This is a genomic window from Bradyrhizobium sp. USDA 3262 (assembly GCF_054060035.1).
On record NZ_JBSSCT010000001.1, the window covers coordinates 3,389,199 to 3,407,555 of the forward strand.

The 18,357-nt window shown below is 59.2% G+C and carries 9 protein-coding genes and 3 pseudogenes; 10 read left to right on the forward strand and 2 right to left on the reverse strand.

What is annotated here, in order from left to right:
- Positions 1-2: 2 nt before the first annotated feature.
- From ccoP to ccoS, 5 genes and pseudogenes are all read left to right on the forward strand, one after another.
- Positions 3-875: a cytochrome-c oxidase, cbb3-type subunit III gene (gene ccoP, locus ACVWYP_RS15620; protein ID WP_018270238.1), complete on the forward strand. Its 873-nt coding sequence runs from the start codon at positions 3-5 to the stop codon at positions 873-875.
- A gap of 77 nt (positions 876-952) precedes the next feature.
- Entirely contained in the window at positions 953-2,422 is a 1,470-nt protein-coding gene (gene ccoG, locus ACVWYP_RS15625; protein ID WP_026192394.1) for a cytochrome c oxidase accessory protein CcoG, read from the forward strand.
- A gap of 22 nt (positions 2,423-2,444) precedes the next feature.
- Positions 2,445-2,939 (forward strand): annotated as a pseudogene (locus ACVWYP_RS15630) (FixH family protein); the annotation flags it as partial.
- Between the two features lie 19 nt (positions 2,940-2,958).
- Positions 2,959-5,145 (forward strand): heavy metal translocating P-type ATPase, encoded by a 2,187-nt coding sequence (locus ACVWYP_RS15635; RefSeq protein WP_016841956.1) that lies wholly within the window; start codon positions 2,959-2,961, stop codon positions 5,143-5,145.
- Positions 5,145-5,363 carry a cbb3-type cytochrome oxidase assembly protein CcoS gene (gene ccoS, locus ACVWYP_RS15640; RefSeq protein ID WP_018270241.1) on the forward strand — a complete coding sequence of 73 codons (219 nt, stop codon included), beginning with the start codon at positions 5,145-5,147 and terminating at the stop codon, positions 5,361-5,363. The genes ACVWYP_RS15635 and ccoS overlap by 1 nt, the downstream gene beginning before the upstream one ends.
- Positions 5,364-7,226: 1,863 nt before the next feature.
- Here the strand turns inward: ccoS and ACVWYP_RS15645 are convergent.
- Complete coding sequence (locus ACVWYP_RS15645) at positions 7,227-7,778, reverse strand: MarR family winged helix-turn-helix transcriptional regulator (protein WP_018270242.1); 552 nt, start codon at positions 7,776-7,778, stop codon at positions 7,227-7,229.
- A 757-nt stretch (positions 7,779-8,535) separates the two neighbouring features.
- Positions 8,536-9,482: pseudogene (locus ACVWYP_RS15650) on the reverse strand (IS630 family transposase).
- 269 nt (positions 9,483-9,751) lie between these two features.
- Between ACVWYP_RS15650 and ACVWYP_RS15655 the strand changes: the two are divergent.
- The 5 genes and pseudogenes from ACVWYP_RS15655 to ACVWYP_RS15675 all read left to right on the forward strand — a co-directional run bounded on the left by ACVWYP_RS15655 (position 9,752) and on the right by ACVWYP_RS15675 (position 18,349).
- The gene (locus ACVWYP_RS15655; RefSeq protein ID WP_259239969.1) at positions 9,752-9,943 is read left to right on the forward strand and encodes a sulfotransferase; all 192 of its coding nucleotides are present in this window, start codon (positions 9,752-9,754) and stop codon (positions 9,941-9,943) included.
- 13 nt (positions 9,944-9,956) lie between these two features.
- Positions 9,957-11,075 (forward strand): nodulation protein NoeE, encoded by a 1,119-nt coding sequence (noeE, locus tag ACVWYP_RS15660; RefSeq protein WP_253592501.1) that lies wholly within the window; start codon positions 9,957-9,959, stop codon positions 11,073-11,075.
- Positions 11,076-11,346: 271 nt separating this feature from the next.
- Positions 11,347-12,246 carry a sulfate adenylyltransferase subunit CysD gene (gene cysD / locus ACVWYP_RS15665; RefSeq protein ID WP_035632909.1) on the forward strand — a complete coding sequence of 300 codons (900 nt, stop codon included), beginning with the start codon at positions 11,347-11,349 and terminating at the stop codon, positions 12,244-12,246.
- Positions 12,246-14,130 (forward strand): annotated as a pseudogene (gene cysN, locus ACVWYP_RS15670) (sulfate adenylyltransferase subunit CysN). The gene cysD and the pseudogene cysN overlap by 1 nt, the downstream one beginning before the upstream one ends.
- 1,807 nt (positions 14,131-15,937) lie before the next feature.
- The gene (locus tag ACVWYP_RS15675; protein WP_016841945.1) at positions 15,938-18,349 is read left to right on the forward strand and encodes a 2-aminoethylphosphonate--pyruvate transaminase; all 2,412 of its coding nucleotides are present in this window, start codon (positions 15,938-15,940) and stop codon (positions 18,347-18,349) included.
- Positions 18,350-18,357: the final 8 nt, after the last annotated feature.

Consider the following 18,357-nt stretch of genomic DNA (forward strand, 5'->3'; position numbering starts at 1 on the left):
TCATGACCGAGCACAACGACATCGATCACATCTCCGGCCGCTCCACGACGGGGCACGAATGGGATGGTATAAAGGAACTCAACACGCCGCTGCCACGCTGGTGGATTCTGAGCTTCTACGCCACAATCCTTTGGGCGATAGGCTACTGGGTCGTTTATCCGGCATGGCCGCTCCTCTCAAGCTACACGACAGGCGTGTTTGATTATTCGACCCGCGCCAGCGTCGTCAACGACCTCGCAAGTCTTGAGGAGCTGCGCGGCGAGAAGATGGCCGTGCTGGGCAAAGCGTCTCTTACCGAGATCGAGAAGGATCCGGCCCTGCTGGGATTGGCTCGCGCGCGCGGCAAGACGGTGTTCGCGGACAATTGCGCGCCATGCCACGGGAGCGGTGGCGCGGGTGCCAAGGGGTATCCGAATCTCAATGACGATGACTGGTTGTGGGGCGGATCGCTCGACCAGATCCTGCAGACCATCCAGTTCGGCGCACGTTCCGGGCATGCCCAGGCGCATGAGGGACAAATGCTGGCCTTTGGCCGCGACGGCATTCTCACGAAAACCGAGATTGTCACCGTAGCAAACTACGTGCGATCGCTGTCAGGCCTGACCACGGCAGCCAAGTTCGATGCTGCGGCCGGCACCAAGATCTTTGCCGAGAATTGCGCGGTCTGTCATGGCGAGAACGCCAAAGGCAATCAGGCGCTCGGCGCACCGAATCTGACTGACCGGATTTGGCTGTACGGCTCGGACGAGGACACGCTGGTCGAGACCATCAGCTATGGCCGCGCCGGCATCATGCCGGCTTGGAGCGGGCGGCTCGATCCCATCACAGTCAGGGCACTTGCCGTCTATGTCCATTCGCTCGGCGGCGGACAATAGGCGAGATGCGCCGCAAAACCTGCGCGCCGGTGACCCAGGATCAACGCGAGCCATCCGCGCCCGATGTCAGGTCGGTCATGAAGCCCACCGTAAACAAGACCGTTTCGCTCGATGAGCCAGTGAGTGACGAGGATGGACCCCTCTATACAGCCCATAGGAAGGTCTATCCGCAGAGCGTCCGCGGTACTTTCCGCACGATCAAATGGCGGCTGATGGTCGTGTGTCTGGGGATCTACTATCTGCTGCCCTTCGTGCGTTGGCATCGCGGCCTCGGCGCTCCCGACCAGGCGGTGTTGCTCGATTTTCCAAACCGGCGGTTCTACTTCTTCTTCATCGAACTGTGGCCCCAAGAGCTCTATTACTTCACCGGTTTGCTCGTGCTTGCTGCCATCGTGCTGTTCCTGATGAACGCACTGGGCGGGCGGATTTGGTGCGGTTATCTGTGCCCGCAGACGGTCTGGACCGACCTGTTCTATGCGGTCGAGCGCTGGGTCGAGGGCGACCGTCGCGAGCGGCTGAAGGCCGCCGCGCGCCCGATGACAGCAGGGCGCGCGGCAAAGCGCGTGCTGAAGCACGCAATCTGGTTGATGATTGCCTGGTGGACCGGCGGCGCCTGGGTGCTCTACTTCGCCGACGCGCCGACCTTGGTGCACGATCTGGCAACGTTCCAAGCGCCCGCAACCGCCTATATCTGGATTGGGATCCTGACCGCTTTGACATATCTGCTGGCTGGCTACATGCGCGAGCAGGTTTGCGTTTATATGTGCCCGTGGCCGCGCATCCAGGCCGCGCTCACCGACGAATGGGCCCTCAATGTCGCCTACAAATACGACCGCGGCGAGCAGCGCTGCTCATTGAAGAAATCATTCGATCTGCGCGCACGCGGCGAAAGGGTCGGAGACTGCATCGATTGTAATCAATGCGCGGCGGTCTGTCCGACCGGGATCGATATACGAAATGGCGCCCAGCTGGGCTGCATCCAGTGCGGGCTGTGCATCGATGCCTGCGATGCCGTCATGAAGAAGATCGGGCGCAAAAGCGGCCTGATCGGTTACGACAACGACATCAATATCCGCCGGCGGATGGACGGCAAGCCGGAGCTGTTCAAGCCGGTGCGCCCGCGCACGCTCGTTTATGCCTTTTTGATCACGATCATCTGCGCGGTGATGGTTTATGAGTTGTTGTCGAGAACGATGCTCGATCTCAGCGTTCTGCATGATCGTAATCCCATGGCTGTCAGACTCAGCGATGGATCGGTTCGCAACGCCTATACCGTGCGTTTGCTCAACAGGCGCGACTTCGATCGGGTAATCGCGATCGACATCGATGGGCCGCCCAAGACGTCCGTCCACGTCGTCGGCGCCGATTCGGTGACCGTGGATCGGCCGATGATCGTCCTGGCTCGCGATACGACGACAGAACTGCGTGTGCTGTTGACGGCGCCGGTTGACGGCATGGCGGAACGCTCGATGCCGGTGAGGTTTCGGGTCACCGACCTTGGCCTCGGCGAGGTCGCCTCCGCATCGGATCATTTTGTTCTCCCCTGACGATCACTGACGGGATGTGACCATGACCGCATCAAATCAAGTCACGTGGCCCATTACCGGGCGCTTCGTCCTGATCGCGATCCTTGCGTTCTTTTCGGTCGTGATCGGCGCCAATCTGGTCATGATGCGCTTTGCCATCGTTACGCTGCCGGGGACGGAGGTTGACAGCGCCTATCGTGCGAGCCTCGCCTATCAGCGCGAGATCATCGCGGCACGGCAGCAGAACGAGCGAAACTGGCAGGTGCAGGTATACATCCACCGGCAGTCGGATGGTGAAGCTGAGCTTGCGATCGAGGCGCGCGACCGCCTAGGTGCGCCTCTCGCCGGAATGAATTTCGTGGCCCGCCTCGAGCGCCCGGTCGACCGCCGGGCCGATCGGGCGATTGATGTCTCGCAGGCCAATGCTGGGATCTACCGCGGCAGCGCCTCGGGCGTCGCTGTCGGACAGTGGGATCTCGTGATCGAGGGCGACGATGACGACCGCCGCATGTTTCTGTCGAAGAACCGCATCGTCCTGAAATTGAGAGCGTGTGCACATGCAGTCCGACATCGACTTTTCTCACTTTCTGAAGAGGACAGGCGCGGGCCGTCTCCAGCTTGACCTTGCGGTGGAGGGGATCAGTTGCGTGGGCTGCATGGGCAAGATCGAGCGCAATCTGTCGAGCATTCCGGATGTGACCTCGGCACGCGTGAACCTCACCGATAATCGGCTGGCGCTCGAATGGAAGGCCGGAGCCCTCGATCCAGCTCTATTTGTCAAGCGGCTCGCCGAATTAGGCTATAGGGCATATCCGTTCCAGCGGGACAATGCGGAGACGCTGGAGGCGGAGAGAGCGCAGGAATTGCTGCGGCGGCTGGGCGTCGCCGCCTTTGCCGCGATGAACGTGATGATGCTGTCGATCCCGGTATGGTCCGGAAATGTCTCGGATATGCTGCCGGAACAGCGCGACTTCTTTCATTGGCTCTCCGCGCTGATCGTCCTGCCGGCCGCGGCTTATTGTGCGCAACCATTCTTCTCTTCCGCTTTTGCCGTGCTGCGGGCGCGCGGAACCAATATGGACGTTCCGATCAGCATCGGCATTCTGCTCGCCCTGGCGACATCGCTGATCGAGACCATCGCTCATGCCGAGCACGCCTATTTCGATGCGGCGATCATGTTGATCGCCTTTCTGCTCGCAGGTCGCTATCTTGACCAGAACATGAGGCGACGCACCCGCGCCTTCGCCAGCAACCTTGCAGCACTCAAGGCGGAGACTGCGGCGAAGTTCATTAGCCCGACCGAGATCAGAACCGTTCCGGTGGCGGCGATCAAGCCGGGGGACATCGTGCTGGTGCGCCCCGGCGAATGCTGTACAGTCGACGGCAACGTGATCGAGGGAAGCTCCGAGATCGATCAAAGCCTTATTACCGGCGAGACTTTGCCGGCGATCGCGACGCCCGGCAGCGCGGTGTTCGCCGGCACATTGGTACGGTCCGGCACCCTGCGCGTCCGTGCAGCGGCGACCTCGGACGGCACACTGCTTGCTGAGATTTCCAGGCTGCTCGATCATGCCCTGCAAGCGCGCTCGCGCTATCTGCGCCTCGCCGAACGCGCGTCGCGACTCTATGCGCCGATCGTTCACATCACGGCCTTCCTGACCATGCTGGGTTGGCTTGCCTCTGGCGCCACCTTTCATAATTCGGTGGTCACGGCGATCGCAGTCTTGATCATCACCTGCCCCTGCGCGCTGGGTCTGGCTATCCCCGCGGTGCAGACGGTGGCCGCCGGCGCACTGTTCCGTTCCGGCGTGCTGCTCAATGCCGGGGATGCAATCGAGCGTATCGCCGAGGTGGATCGGGTGATCTTCGACAAAACCGGGACGCTGACGCTGCCTGAACTCGATGTCGCCAATCTCGCTGGCATTCCCGAGGATGTCGTCAAATTGGCGGGCCGGCTGGCGCTGTCGAGCCGCCATCCGGTCGCCGCCGCCCTGGCGCGTGCTGCCGGCGCAAACGAGCCGTTGGCCGATATCGAAGAGGAGCCGGGACGGGGCGTCCGCGGTTACTATGAGGGCGCGCCGATCCGGCTGGGCCGCCCCTTGTTCTGCGGCGCTGACAGCCTCGCTGACGAGATCCTGTGCCATGATCCCGAGGCCTCCGTCGTCGCGTTCAGCCACGGCGAGGCGAGGCATGTCTTTGCCATCAGGCAAAGGATGCGGCCGGACGCGGTCGAGGTCGTCACAAGCCTCGCACGCCTTGGCATCATGGTGGAGATCGTTTCCGGGGATCGCGAGCCGGCTGTTCGGCGGGCGGCCGAGACGCTTGGCATTCACAAGTGGCGGGCCAACGTCTCGCCGACGGACAAGGTCGCCCGGGTCGAAGATCTGACGAGCAGGGGATACAAGGTGTTGATGGTCGGCGATGGCTTGAACGACGCGCCCGCGCTCGCAGCAGCCCATGCCTCGATGTCGCCTGTCACCGCTACCCATATGAGCCAGGCGGTCGCTGATGCGATCTTCCTCGGTGCGCATCTTGGGCCCGTGATAAAGGCGGTCATTGCCTCGCGCGGGGCGCTGCGGCTGATGCGGCAGAATCTCTGTCTTGCTGTCGTCTACAACGTCCTGGCTGTGCCCGTTGCGATCGCCGGCTTGGTGACGCCGCTGATTGCCGCCGCGGCAATGTCATGCTCGTCGGTGCTGGTCATGCTTAACGCGCTGCGGGCGCGAAGAGGCGAGGCCCTCTGATGGAAGTGCTGATCTATCTGGTTCCGCTCGCCCTTTCACTCGGCTTCCTCGGTCTGCTTGGCTTTCTGTGGTCGCTGAAGAGCGGCCAATATGACGATCTCGACGGCGCGGCCTGGCGCGCCATCGCCGATGAGGAGCCCGATCAGCCTCCAGTGCCGGTCCAAATAGTGCCAACGGACCAGCGCATTTGTGGAAGCGGGCGTCGACGCGAGTACTAACTCGCCCGTCCAGGCGGTCCACCGCCGCAACTGTGGGACAGGCGAAGGTCGGACGGTTAGCAGCCTGTTGATGGCGGCAGGGCGCCGTGATCAGCAGCGGCTGCTCAGTGGCCCACTCGCTATCGATGACCATAGTATGAGAGCGCGATGGTGTCTGCCGGATTCAATGCCTGATCCCCTCTGAGCTGGATACAAATCTCGACCCTACCTGAAGTTCTCTGGCTAATCGCAATTCCCTTTCTCATGGTGTTTCAAAGACTTGTAACAACCTGCTAGGTTCCAACAACGATGTGTCAATTAGGAGACTGGATACGCCAATTCATGGCCAAATTTCTCGATACGAAAACCTCCACGAAACTAACAACTGGGAAGGCGCTGTAGCTATTGCTTCTGAACACATGACAGAGCCTTGCACCTTTGCGCGAGGTCTATGCTTGCCTCCTTTTTACGGTCGTCGCTGTGAAAAAACTATGTTAGAAGCCGCTCCTCTCAAAAGGAGCATTCATTGTGAAAAAAGCAACCAAGAAACGCGTTAAGCGGCGCGAGTGGACTAAGGCAGATATCAAAGAACTCAAGGTCCATTCAAAGGCTCGGACCCCGGTCACGAAAATATCAAAAATGACCAAACGCTCTGTCGGTGCGCTACGCCAGAAGGCCTTACATCTCGGAATCGGACTGGGACATCAGCGGTAGCTAATTGGGCTGCGCTGTTGATTGCTACAGTAGGGCGGCTCCCGGGCCGCCCTTATTGGCTGTTGGATTGTGTCGCAACAGCTGGTTCCGCCCAACCGTTGATCAACCAGCTTCGAGCCCGGGTAATTTCCTATCGATTTCAGCGCCGCGATTGTTGCTGCTGTCCGAGAACGTAGCATTGTCGGAGCTTTATAAAGTGAGGTGATCGAATCCAGCGAACTCAGTGAGTACAGTCTGCATTCCTGCTACGACGAACGTCTGGTCTGCTTCTCGGCGTGTACCTGCCAGAGGACTGGCCGCTTGGTTCTGCAGCCGATCAGCTTTGACGAGGTCCCGGAGTCCTCAGCTGGCTGATGAGAGGAGAGCTTCTCACCTACGACGTTAGGGGCGGTTACCTCAACAAGGAGCTTCTCCAACACAGGGCAGGGCGTGTGTGTCCACGATCGGCGGCGCGTCAAAGATCTTCGTGGCTTCGACCGACGATCGATTTGCAGATGAAGATGGGCTTTTCACACCACGTGCTGGGCGGAGCCTGGCGATGGCGGAGCGGCCTCGAGCGTCCGGCATCTTCGATGAGATTTTTGGAAAGCGCTTTGTGGCAATATCTCGGCAAAAAGCTGGTGACACGCTAAGTCACATGAGCCCGCAGATCTAAGCCAGCTCTGCGCGATTTGCTTAAGCGCGAGATTCAGCTCCCGCCACATCGAGGTCTGTACAGACGACGCGCCCGAAACCGCTCAAGAATGTTCAGCTTTCATCAGGGGTCGGCTCGTAGCTACCTCGTTGTTACTGCGACGGTCCCCTTTGGCTGACCACAGTTGAGAAGGTCGTCGTTATGGCCTAAGAGTGGATTCTGCAAAAATTGGGACGCGGCGCAGTCATGGGCCCACGGGTTAGCCGATAGAAACAACCTTGCGAGTGGGGCGTTCCTCGAAGATCATTTGGGCGCAAGAGTGCCCCGCCCAGCCTGCTGGTGAGCTCGAGCTTCGGAACGATACGGCGCGCTCAGCAGCAATAAAAACAGCGCTCGGTTGGCTTGATATCTGGCGGCCGAGCGGCTGCGCCCTGAGCCCGTCATCATCTGCTTGCCCTCGTCGGTATGCACGGACCACAACCACCTTCGTCGGCGCTGCTTCAAGGAAAACTCGAAGACTGGAAGCGTTGACATGGCTACGTGGCATCATTTCTGACGGACGTGCGTTTGGTCTTCGGAAGGCCAGAACCGCTCTCGCGGTAGACCTTCTCCAGACGACGCCTGACTGCAGCCAGCTTGGCAATGAACTCGCTTGATCCGTTAACCCCGAATTCATCAGAAGCGAGCTCATCCAGTGCTTCCTGCCCTGCCAAAGATGCCAGACGTTTACGAGTTTTGGCTGTCAGCGTCATCTGCACGACCCGAGCGTCGCTTGCGCAGTGCTTGCGCCGCAGGAATCCATTTTTCTCGAGCAGCTTTGAATGGGTCGTGACGAAGGAAGGATCGACGTGCATCAACTTTGAAACCATGTTGACGGGGACACCATTCTCTTTCCCCAAATAGGCCACGGCCATCAGGATCATCCACTGTGGCCCGGTGATGCCAAGGACATCGGCTCGGGATCTCGCAAGCTCTTCGAGCCACGCACTGATCGATCTGATCTCCCACATGAACGGCCGGATCGTCTCCAGTTCGTCAGTAGAGGTACTGCCAAGCGCGTTTGCTGGGCCAGGCAAATCCGGCGGCATCGAAGCTCTGGTTCCATCTTTTACCAGCTTGCCTTAGCGCGAATGAGAAGTGGCGACAACGCCGTAAGAGCAGGCAAATCAAATGCTTGGTACGGTACGGACGAAAGGGGAGTGTGCCAATCATGAACTGGCCGGAGCAGTTGCGGCAACAGAGCGCTCATTGTCTTGACGAACCGGCGGCATCCACTTGTCGGGTCGATCCCACACGCCGGTAAGATTGATGCCCCTACCAACGAGACGTCCATGGTCTGCTTCATTGGTTACTCGCCGGCTTGCTCACTCCTTTGCCGGATCATCGAGCGGTCAAAGTCTCGAGCGAGGAACGTTAGAACATCTGCGCCGCGTGTCGCGAAATCTCGACGCGCCATCTTTCCCTCTGATTAAAGGATACGACTTGCTCTTCCCACGCGGTCGGACTGCAATGTCCAGCACCGCGAGCCGTTGGGCGCAGACCATCAGCCTCGATGAGATCGGGCCGATTATGCAGAAAGCGATCGATAAGCGACAAGGCAAGTTCAACGACGAGGTCCGCCGGTGGGCTATCATCGAAGCCAATGCAAATTGCTTCCGAAGCCGAGACGATACGTCTTGACGCTCGGTTGCCTGGGGCTAGTGTCGTCGCTTCACGCCTTCGCCAACAGTGTTGTGTGGTGGTTGCCCGATAAACCGCAGTATAGTCTTCTCATCCGATTCCATATCGGCGGCTTGCCTTCGTATAGTTGAGCGGGCTTTTGGTCACAACTAGAGCATTTTCCGATCACGTTGCGTCGTAACCAGCCGCGACGAGATAATTTTGACATTCCTCGGGTGAGAAGCGTTTGAGAGCGTCGGCGATTGCTTGCCAGAGATCGGGCATGGTGCGCGCTGCCGCGGCCCGCAACAGCGCCTTCAATTTAGAGAAGGCCATTTCGATGGGGTTGAAGTCTGGACTGTAGGGCGGAAGATAGAGCAGGCTTGCTCCGACCGCCTGGATGGTCCCGAACGCCATGGACCTTGTGAGCGGGCAAGTTGTCCATGATAACGGTGTCGCCCGGCCGCAGCGATGGGGCGAGCAATTGCTCGACGTAGGCCAGGAAAGCGTCGCCATCCATTGGACCGTCCAGAACAAGCGGCGCGATCAGACCGTCGGAGCGCAATCCAGCGGTGAATGTCGTCGTCTTCCAATGTCCGTGTGGGATAGCTGCACGACATCGCTCGCCGCGTGGCGAGCGCCCGTAAAGCCGCGCCATTTTGGTGTTGGCGCTGGTTTCGTCGATGAAGACGAGACGCTCAGGGTCAAGATCGATTTGCCCTTCGAACCACTCCTCACGCGCGGCATTTATATCGCCGCGCCGTTGCTCGGCGGCGTGCGCTGTCTTTTTTTAAGTGTGATCTTTCTGCGCTGGAAAAAACGCCAGAGCGACGCGATGCCAGTCGATATTCCACGACGCTTCAACAGTTCTCGTAACTCGGCGAGCGTGATATCCGGCTTCGCTGTCACCGCCTCCAAAATCAATTGCGAATGCGCTTCGATGCGCTGCGATTTGCGGTCACCGCCCTGGCGTTTAGGAACGATGTCGCCAACTTCCTTGAGGCGACCGCGCCAGCGGATCGCGCTTGCCGCGCTGACACCAAAGCGCTCAGCAGCCTGTCGACAGGACATGCCACCGTCTATCGCGGCTACCACCCCCTTTGGCGAAGATCAACCGAAAGCGCCCTGGCCATACATGCTGACCTCCCTCGCCAGCATGCAGCTTGAATCTGACTCGCGCCGTTTTGGGAATCCCCACCCGATTCATTCCGGTCGGAAAATGCTCTAGCCTTGCGAGTAGGCGGCAGGCTGCCGATTGCAATTGCCAAAAACGCTTGCGCGATTCATCAATTCGACGGATTCAGACCATGAATTGCAGGCGCCTCCCTCCTCGTATGGCAAAGTGTCGCGAGCGATCGGCCGATGGGAAATTGCGCGGCCGCCGTCGCCCTCGAGCGAACAAGTGTGTGGTCCGGGGGGCGCTTTCCTCGAGCGCATCAGGAGCGGTATTTTGAGCCAGGATGCAAACCGCGGGGCCACGGTCTGCTTTCTGCTCGGCCTTCCACGGTCCGGAACGACGCTGTTGGCGCATTTGCTCCAACAGCATCCGGAAATTACAGCTCCACCAGAGCCTTGGCTCATGCTGGCTCTTTGAGGCGTTTGGCAGGGTGGACCATCGTCACCCGGCCGGAACATCTCTGATCGAAACGGCAACTTCCGAGTTCTTGGGCAGGATCGATCGCGCTGCCGTCAGCCGTGCCTTTGCGGATGCGGCGTACGGTGCGTATCTGTCCTCGGCGGGCAAGCGCATCATCGTGGACAAGACACCACGCTACTGGATGGTGCTCGACTATTTGGATCTTCTTTATCCTGAGGCGCCGCATATTCTTCTGATGCGCAATCCCTACGCCATTGCCGCATCCCTGAAGTCGACTTGGGGAGTCCCCCTTCAGGCGAAAAGCTCCCGTTCGGTCAGCTTGTCCTCGCTTGCTGATCTCATGCTCCGCCTGCCTGACGTTATTGCCTCTTCGCTTGCTGATCTGGTTCTCGGCCTGCCCAAACTCGCTGCGCACCGCGATCGCCGGCAGACGATGGTGGTGCAGTACGAACGCCTGGCGGCGTGTCCGGAGGAGGAAATCCAGCGTCTCATCGCTGGCCTTGGCTGTGATCCAAAAGACACCGCAGCTACGTCGACGGCTCGGGCCGATTATCTTCACTCCAGCAGCTTTGGAGATCGGAAAATCCTTGAAAGAAGGACCGTCGATGAGAAGTCTGTCGACGCGTGGCAGGTCCAATTGAGCGTCGAAGAGATGCAAACGATAACCGATCTGATCGGCGTCGAGCTGATGATACAGCTCGGATATGAAGCGGAATTGCGGCACGCACAACAAGCCGGAGTGGTTGATAAAGGGCGCGAGGTCACCGAGCTATATCGTCAGATATTTCGAATGTGGTGGGATCTGCGCCTCAGCAAGGAACGGGCATGGTCGAGCATTTCAGCCAACCCCGGTAAGCTGACCCCTGGCATTCGGCGGCCAATCGAGAACTCATGCTCCACACCAAATGCGTCCACAGGGCACGATGCGCAGCATCTATCCGGAACCGACTTCGACCAAAATCAGGAGCTGACGAGTTCGATGGAGGCGCAGTTGCGCATGGCACTCTTGGCTTCGGAATCGGATCGAGGTGCACTGCAAGAGGCCGTTCGGCATCGCGACGCCGTTATCGAGGCGCTGCGGGGCGAGATTGTGCGGCTCAAGGAGGGGAGCAACAATCACGAGCGATGATCCTCCCAGGACTATGGTCAAAATGTGCTGCCTGCCTTATCGAGCTCGTTGTCTAGCTGGCAAGCGGAAGTAAGTCCGCCGGCTCGCGTGTCCAGCCGCGCTTCGATTGGTTGCTGGCAGACGCCGAACGAAGGATGGACGCTATCCGCTGTTTGACCCGGTGGACGCCGATGCGCTATGGCAGGCAGCCGATCGCTGCAACGCCTATCGGGCCTATCGCAAGGCAAACGCGGTACTGAACGAACTAAAGATCCCGCATCGTAGAAGACACATGCTGCCGAAACATCTGCGCCGTCTCGAAGCTGAATCGATCGAAATCATGCGTGACGTGGTCGCCGAGTTCAAAAAGCCGGTCATGCTCTACTCGATCGGAAAAGACTCGAGCGTGATGCTGCATATTGCGATCAAGGCCTTCTATCCCGCAAAGCTCCCGTTTCCCCTGCTTCACGTCGACACGACCTGGAAGTTTCGTGAGATGATCAGCTTCCGGGACGCGACAGCCAAGCGCCTCGGCCTCGACCTGATCGTCCATGTAAACGAGGAGGGCATCGCGCGCGGGATCAATCCGATCGACTCCGGCTCCGCGCTTCATACCCGGGTGATGAAGACCGACGCCCTGAAGCAGGCGCTCGACCTCCACGAATTCGATGCCGCCTTTGGCGGCGCCCGGCGTGATGAGGAGAAGAGCCGCGCAAAAGAACGGATACTCTCCTTCCGTTCGTCCGGGCACGTCTGGGACCCCCGCAATCAGCGGCCGGAGCTCTGGAACCTGTTCAATACGCGGATTCGCCAGGGCGAAACCATGCGCGTTTTTGCGATGTCAAACTGGACTGAGCTCGACGTGTGGGAATACATTATGTGCGAGAAGATCCCGGTCGTCCCGCTCTACTTCGCCAAGCAAAGACCGATCGTGCGTCGAAATGGCGCGACGATCATGATCGACGACAAGCGATTGCCGCTTCGGTCTGGCGAGACGCCACAAATGCGGATGATCCGTTTCCGCACGCTGGGCTGCTATCCGTTGAGCGGGGCTATTGAATCCGACGCGACGACGATCGAAGACATCGTCGCAGAGATGCAGACTGCGACGGTGTCGGAGCGCCAGGGGCGCTTGATTGATGCCGATGAAGCCGCTTCGATGGAGAAAAAGAAGCGGGAAGGCTACTTTTGATGCTTGTCAAGGCGATAACGGAGTCTGTCCAGGCCAAGCCAAAGGATCAGCTGCGATTCATCACGTGCGGTTCGGTGGATGACGGGAAGTCGACACTGATCGGCCGGCTGCTGCACGACAGCAAGATGATCTACCATGATCAGATGACGGCGCTGGAACGGGACAGCGCCAAGCACGGCACGACCGGCCGTGAGATCGATTTCGCGCTGCTCGTCGACGGGCTTGAAGCCGAGCGAGAGCAAGGCATCACGATCGATGTGGCTTATCGTTTCTTTGCGACGGAACGGCGCTCTTTTATGGTGGCAGATACGCCCGGCCACGAGCAGTATACTCGCAACATGGCAACGGGCGCCTCAAACGCCCAGCTCGCTATCATCCTCATCGATGCCCGCAAGGGCGTGCTGGTTCAAACCAAGCGCCACTCGTTCATCTGTTCGCTCCTTTGGTATCCGCCATCTCGTCCTGGCAGTGAACAAGATCGACCTCGTCCACTACAGCAAAGAGAGCTTTGATCGGATCGTCGCCGACTATGTGGCCTTTGCCAGCGATCTTGGCTTCGAATCGATCGTTCCGATCCCGATCTCTGCCAGGTACGGCGACAATGTCGTCGACCGCTCCGGCAACACTCACTGGTACGATGGTCCCTGCCTGCTCGGCCAGTTGGAGAGTATTGATATCCGGTGCGACAGCTCCGGGCAGGCCTTCCGCTTTCCAGTACAGTGGGTGAACCGGCCGGACCTGGATTTCCGCGGCTACGCCGGGTCCGTGGCTTCGGGAAGCATCTCGGTGGGCGACGACATCGTCGTCGCAGCGTCTGGACGGACCACGCGCGTCAGGCGGATTGTGACGCAGGGCGGCGGTCTGTCCTGCGCCGAGGCCGGCGATGCAATCACGATCACCATTGAAGACGAAATCGATATCGGCCGTGGCGATCTCCTGGCACGTCCGACCGAGCGGCCGGAGCTCGCCGACCAATTCGCCGCTCATCTGATCTGGATGGATGAGGACCAGCTCGTTGTCGGGCGCAATTACATTCTGCGCATTGGATCGCAGACCATAGCCGGCAGCATTACCGCGATCAATCATCGGATCGACGTCAATACACGGGAGCACCTGTCAGCCGGGACGCTTGGCCTTAACGAGATCGGCTTTTGCAATATATCAACCACCCGGCCTGCGGCGTTCGATCCTTACGAGGCCAATCGCAAGACCGGATCATTTATCGTCATCGACCGGTATACAAACCGTACGGTCGCGGCCGGGATGATCGCATGTCCACTGCGGCGGGCGACCAACGTCGCTTGGCAACCCGTTGCAGTGGGACGGAAGGAGCGGGCCGACCTCAAGAACCAGAAGCCCTGCATCATTTGGTTCACCGGCCTGTCCGGCGCAGGAAAATCGACGATTGCCAACATCGTCGATCAAAAGCTGTTCGCAATGTCCCGGCATGCCATGCTGCTGGATGGGGACAACCTGCGGCACGGATTAAATGCGGACCTCGGCTTCTCCGAGGTCGACCGCATGGAAAACATTCGGCGCGCCGGGGAGGCTGCCAAGCTGATGGCGGACAGTGGCTTGATCGTAATTTGTTCGTTCATCTCGCCCCACAGGAGCGAACGAGACATGGTGCGCAGTCTGGTCAGCAAGGAGGAGTTTGTCGAAGTCTTTGTCGATACGCCGATCGAAGAATGCGCGCGTCGCGATCCCAAAGGTCTTTATTCAAAGGCGAAGTCCGGTAAGATCAAGAACTTCACCGGCATCGATGCGTCCTATGAAGCGCCGATAAGACCCGAAATTCATCTCAGGACCATGGAGCAGACACCTGAGCAAATGGCCCAGGCCGTGATCGATGTGTTGATGGCTCGCGCAATTCTTGGCCGTTAGTGTTCGTCAAACCTGTCACCTCGCATCGCACCATCGATAGCAGGAGATGCCCCCCACTAACCTGCTGGCCCGGCCACGGCGACTCAGGTTAAGCAAAGGCATCAATCAGACTCAGGCTCCAAAGGAACAAAATGGTTGCGTCCACACGTCGATTGCCCGCTTCTGGTTATGTGCTCGAAATCGACGGTCAATTGAAAACCGAATTCGCAACCAGGGATGGGGCCTTCGCAGGAGCCCAGGAGCTCAAGAAGCGCCGTCCCATGCTCCAGGTCAGAATCTATGACGCCAGGACAAAGGCCAGAGAGGAAGTCCGACTTCCAGTAGCTTGAAGTTTCGCTTGATGCCGTTTCCCGCGCGTCCGACTAGCGTCATGCCTAGGCTCTCGTAACCGAGCTGCCGGCGTCTCGGACATCCAGCTTCGATCTCTCGCGCACGATGAAGAAGGGCAACTCGTTCCTCCGGGTCTAGCCGCATCCGGCGCAATTGTTTGCCAGTACATTGACTTGGGAAGCAGGAGCAGCCTGTCCCGACGCTCGGGCGCTAGGCCTACCCTCCGGCGCGCTGTCTTCAGTTTGGGCCGTATCCCTCACCTGCGCGCGAGCTTCAAAGGGCCGTCTGCGGGGCTGGCTGTGAACATGTCTGCACGAGGCGGGCCGGCAGGGGACAATGCGAAAGCCGCGGGACAGGCTCGCGACGCGGGTCGCCCCCCACACTCAATTCATGCCGGACCGCTCACCTCCTCAATGAGCCTGCAGCTTGCTGGCGTCAGTTCTCGTGGGGAAAAACTCGACCCAAGGCCGCTAACGGCCCCAGCGAGGGGGTAGACGCTAAGGGCGAGGCTATCGCTGGCTCGATTTCCGGCATTTTCGACGCTCTGTCTTGAGCTTGAGCGACACCGGCCTCGAGCCGGACGCCGGATCGAGAGTGCGCTCGACATTTGGCAGATCTAGCAGAGGAGCCAACCGAGCAGAACGGCTCGAAGGAGCTAGCCGTCGAGGTCAAACGCCTCATGACTGCGGGCAGGCTCATCGGTCCGCAAGCCGTTGAGCTGCTCCGCGATCGAGTTGAGCATTCGAGCTCCACGACGGCGCACTCCCCGCGGCGACACTCTGGATCAGCCGTCAACCACGACACGCCCACCGCCGTGATGATGGACTGCGGGACGATCCTGACGTCGAACTATGAAAACTCCGAGCTCGCTTGCCGCAAATCACATCGTTCAGCCGCTCGAGTTGGCTTATCGCTCCTTTTGGAGGTGCACGTCAGAAAAAATTCACACGAGAAGAGTTCGGGAGAGGGTTGAAACGCACCTAACGTCAAGTTGTACGATCTGAAAATGGACGGCAAAGGTCGTCAACGTCCCGAATTCTCCAACGAGTGACAGTATGCGAATGTCCCAAGTCTCAGGCTCACGCAGGATCAGGCTCATCAGCAACGGAACGCATCATGTCCGTCAGGCGCGGATCGATATCCGCACGCGATGGACCCGATGTGCACGTTCGTCCGAACCTCAACGTTCGCCTGAATGCACGGTTTGGCGTAAACCGATCGACGCCTAGCTAGCAATGCGATGGCGCTCAAATCCTTGCATGCATGATGTGGTGGGCTGCTGGCGATGCTTGCCCGCGCCTATGGTGTTTCTCCCAGCAGCAGATGAATCGAGAAAGCCTGCGCCCAAGGGGGTGAGGTCGCATCATCGCGCTTCAGATCCATCGACGAATACGGTTTAAGGGGAATTGGTGTGACTAGACAACGCTCTCTGCTGACGCCTGGTCCATTGTCGCTGTCGCTGGCGGTCAGGAGCCAGATGCTGCTCGACCTCGCATCGCGCGATGGTGAGTTCAAGGAAGTGACCGCCCGCATGAGGCGGCTGATGCTCAATCTGCTGGGAGGTGCCAAGGACTATTCGGTGGTCCCCATTCAGGGGGGCGGGTCCTTTGCAATGGAAGCCGCGCTCTCTTCATTCGTGTCCAGGAACGACAAGCCGCTCGTTTGCATAAACGGCATCTATGGCGAGCGCATTTTCAAGATTCTGCGGCTGTGGGGCGTCGAAGCGCTGAAGCTTGTCAAGCGAGCGACCGAGCCCCTGGACCCCCAGGAAGTTGCCGAGCAGCTGAGCCGAAATCCCGGCGTTACTCACCTATGTCTTGTGCATTGCGAGACAACAACCGGAATCGTCAATCCGCTTGACGCGATCATAGAGGAGGCGAGGCGGCGTGGTGTGAAGACGATCGTCGACGGCATGAGCTCTTTTGGCGCGATTGACATCGACCTAAGCCGTGGTGGACCGGATGTCCTGGTCACATCGAGCAATAAGTGCATCGAAGGGCCGCCAGGAGTAGCTTTTGTCATCGCGTCTCGCGAGCTGCTGGAAAAAGCGGTTCAAGAACCAAGGTCATTTGTGCTCGACGTGAGAGACCAATGGCTCTCGCTCGAGCGTACCGGAGAGTGGCGATCGACCCCACCCACCCACATCGTTCAGGCAACAACGAAGGCTTTGGAGATTCTGGAGGGGGAGGGCATTGATGCCAGGCGCCGCAGGTATGAGAAGGTCAGAGACGATCTCGTCCAAGAACTCGAAGGGGTAGTGTCTCCGCTGCTATCCGCCGAATTGCAGTCTCCGGTCTGCGTCGCGTTCAGCGCGCCGTCCGGAATCGCGGATCAGGCAGGCTTCGATGGGCTATATCGTCACTTGGCGGCCCACAATCTTTATATCTACTCGAAGCTGCATCTTGCGACGCGGAGTTTTCGGGTCGGCTGCATTGGCGAGATCCAGCCCAGTTGGATCGAGCAGTTGGGGTGCGCCTTTCGTACATATTTTCGGTCCGGCCCGGCTTCATCCATGGGGACGCCGTCAACCCGCCAGGCCTGCGAGCGTGGGGTCGAGATGTCATCGTCCTTCGCAAAGGACTCGCAGCTGCCGTTCTCTGCCGAAACTGCTGTTCTGCACGCCGGCTACCGACGCGATCCGGTGACGAAAGCTGTCGCAGTGCCGATCTATCAGAACACGGCTTACGAACTTGATGGCGATCTGAATCACATTGCGGACGTCTATAACGTCAAGGCTGATGGATTCACCTATACGAGGATCATCAACCCGACGACCCGCGCGCTGGAAAAAAGGTATGCCGCGGTCGACATGGGAAGCGACTCGCTCGCCGTCGCATCAGGTCAAGCGGCAACCTTCCTTGCCATCGTCAACCTGTCAAGCGGCGAGGTGGGGGACAATATCGTCGCCTCACCGTATCTCTATGGCAACACGTGGAATCTGCTCCATAACACGCTGAAGCGTCTTGGTATCAGCGTCAGAACGGCAGACCCCCGAAGGCCCGAGACCTTCGAACGTGCCATCGATGATCGCACGATCTGCCTGTTCGGAGAGGTGATTTCAAATCCTTGCCTGATTCCGCTTCCGGTCAAACAGCTGGCTGAGATCGGCCGAAAGCACGGCGTTCCGTTGGTGGTGGATAATACGACGACCCCGCTGGTATGTCGGCCGTCAGATCTCGGTGCTGCGATTACGACCTACTCCGCTACGAAATACATATGCGGCCATGGCACAACGCTGGGCGGTCTGATCGTTGACAACGGCAAGTTCAGCTACCGCGGCGCCTCTCGCTTTCCCTTGTTCAACAGTCCTGACGAGGCGCATGGCGGGATCATCTGGCGCAACGCGCTGCAAGATGTCGACGATCTCGGAAAAAGCGAGGTTCTCTTGAAGGCTCGCATGACCTGGTTGCGCGATACTGGCGCGGCCATTGCCCCCTTTGCGAGCTTTCAGCTGATCCAAGGCCTTGAAACGCTGCCCCTTCGCATGAAGCAGCACTGCGCAAACGCCAGGATCGTGGCCGACGTTCTTAAGGAGCATCCAAAAGTGCGCCGCGTCTTCTACCCGGGGCTGTTCGAGGGAGCCGATCGGGAAACTGTCGACCAGACACTCAATCCCGCATACGGACACGGCGCGATGGTCATGTTCGAAGTTGAGGACGAGCAGGCCGGGCGGAAATTCATCCAGAATGTCGACCTGATGTATCACGTCTCGAATGTCGGGGACGCCCGTACGCTCGTAACGCATCCTGTTTCGACCACCCACACCACTGTTCCGCGGGAGAAGCGCGAAGCCGCCGGCATATTTGGCGGCTCGATCCGACTTTGCGTGGGCATCGAAGATGTCGACGACATCGTGCGCGATCTGGACAGGGCGCTTTCCGCAATCTGACAACTTGT

Bases quoted from the DNA above. Each gene is read 5' to 3' on its own strand.
- ccoG (WP_026192394.1), top strand. From the start codon at position 953: ATGAAGCCCACCGTAAACAAGACCGTTTCGCTCGATGAGCCAGTGAGT.
- ccoS (WP_018270241.1), top strand. From the start codon at position 5,145: ATGGAAGTGCTGATCTATCTGGTTCCGCTCGCCCTTTCACTCGGCTTC.
- cysD (WP_035632909.1), top strand. From the start codon at position 11,347: ATGCTGCCGAAACATCTGCGCCGTCTCGAAGCTGAATCGATCGAAATC.
- ACVWYP_RS15635 (WP_016841956.1), top strand. From the start codon at position 2,959: ATGCAGTCCGACATCGACTTTTCTCACTTTCTGAAGAGGACAGGCGCG.
- ACVWYP_RS15675 (WP_016841945.1), top strand. From the start codon at position 15,938: ATGCTGCTCGACCTCGCATCGCGCGATGGTGAGTTCAAGGAAGTGACC.
- ACVWYP_RS15645 (WP_018270242.1), bottom strand. From the start codon at position 7,778: ATGCCGCCGGATTTGCCTGGCCCAGCAAACGCGCTTGGCAGTACCTCT.
- ccoP (WP_018270238.1), top strand. From the start codon at position 3: ATGACCGAGCACAACGACATCGATCACATCTCCGGCCGCTCCACGACG.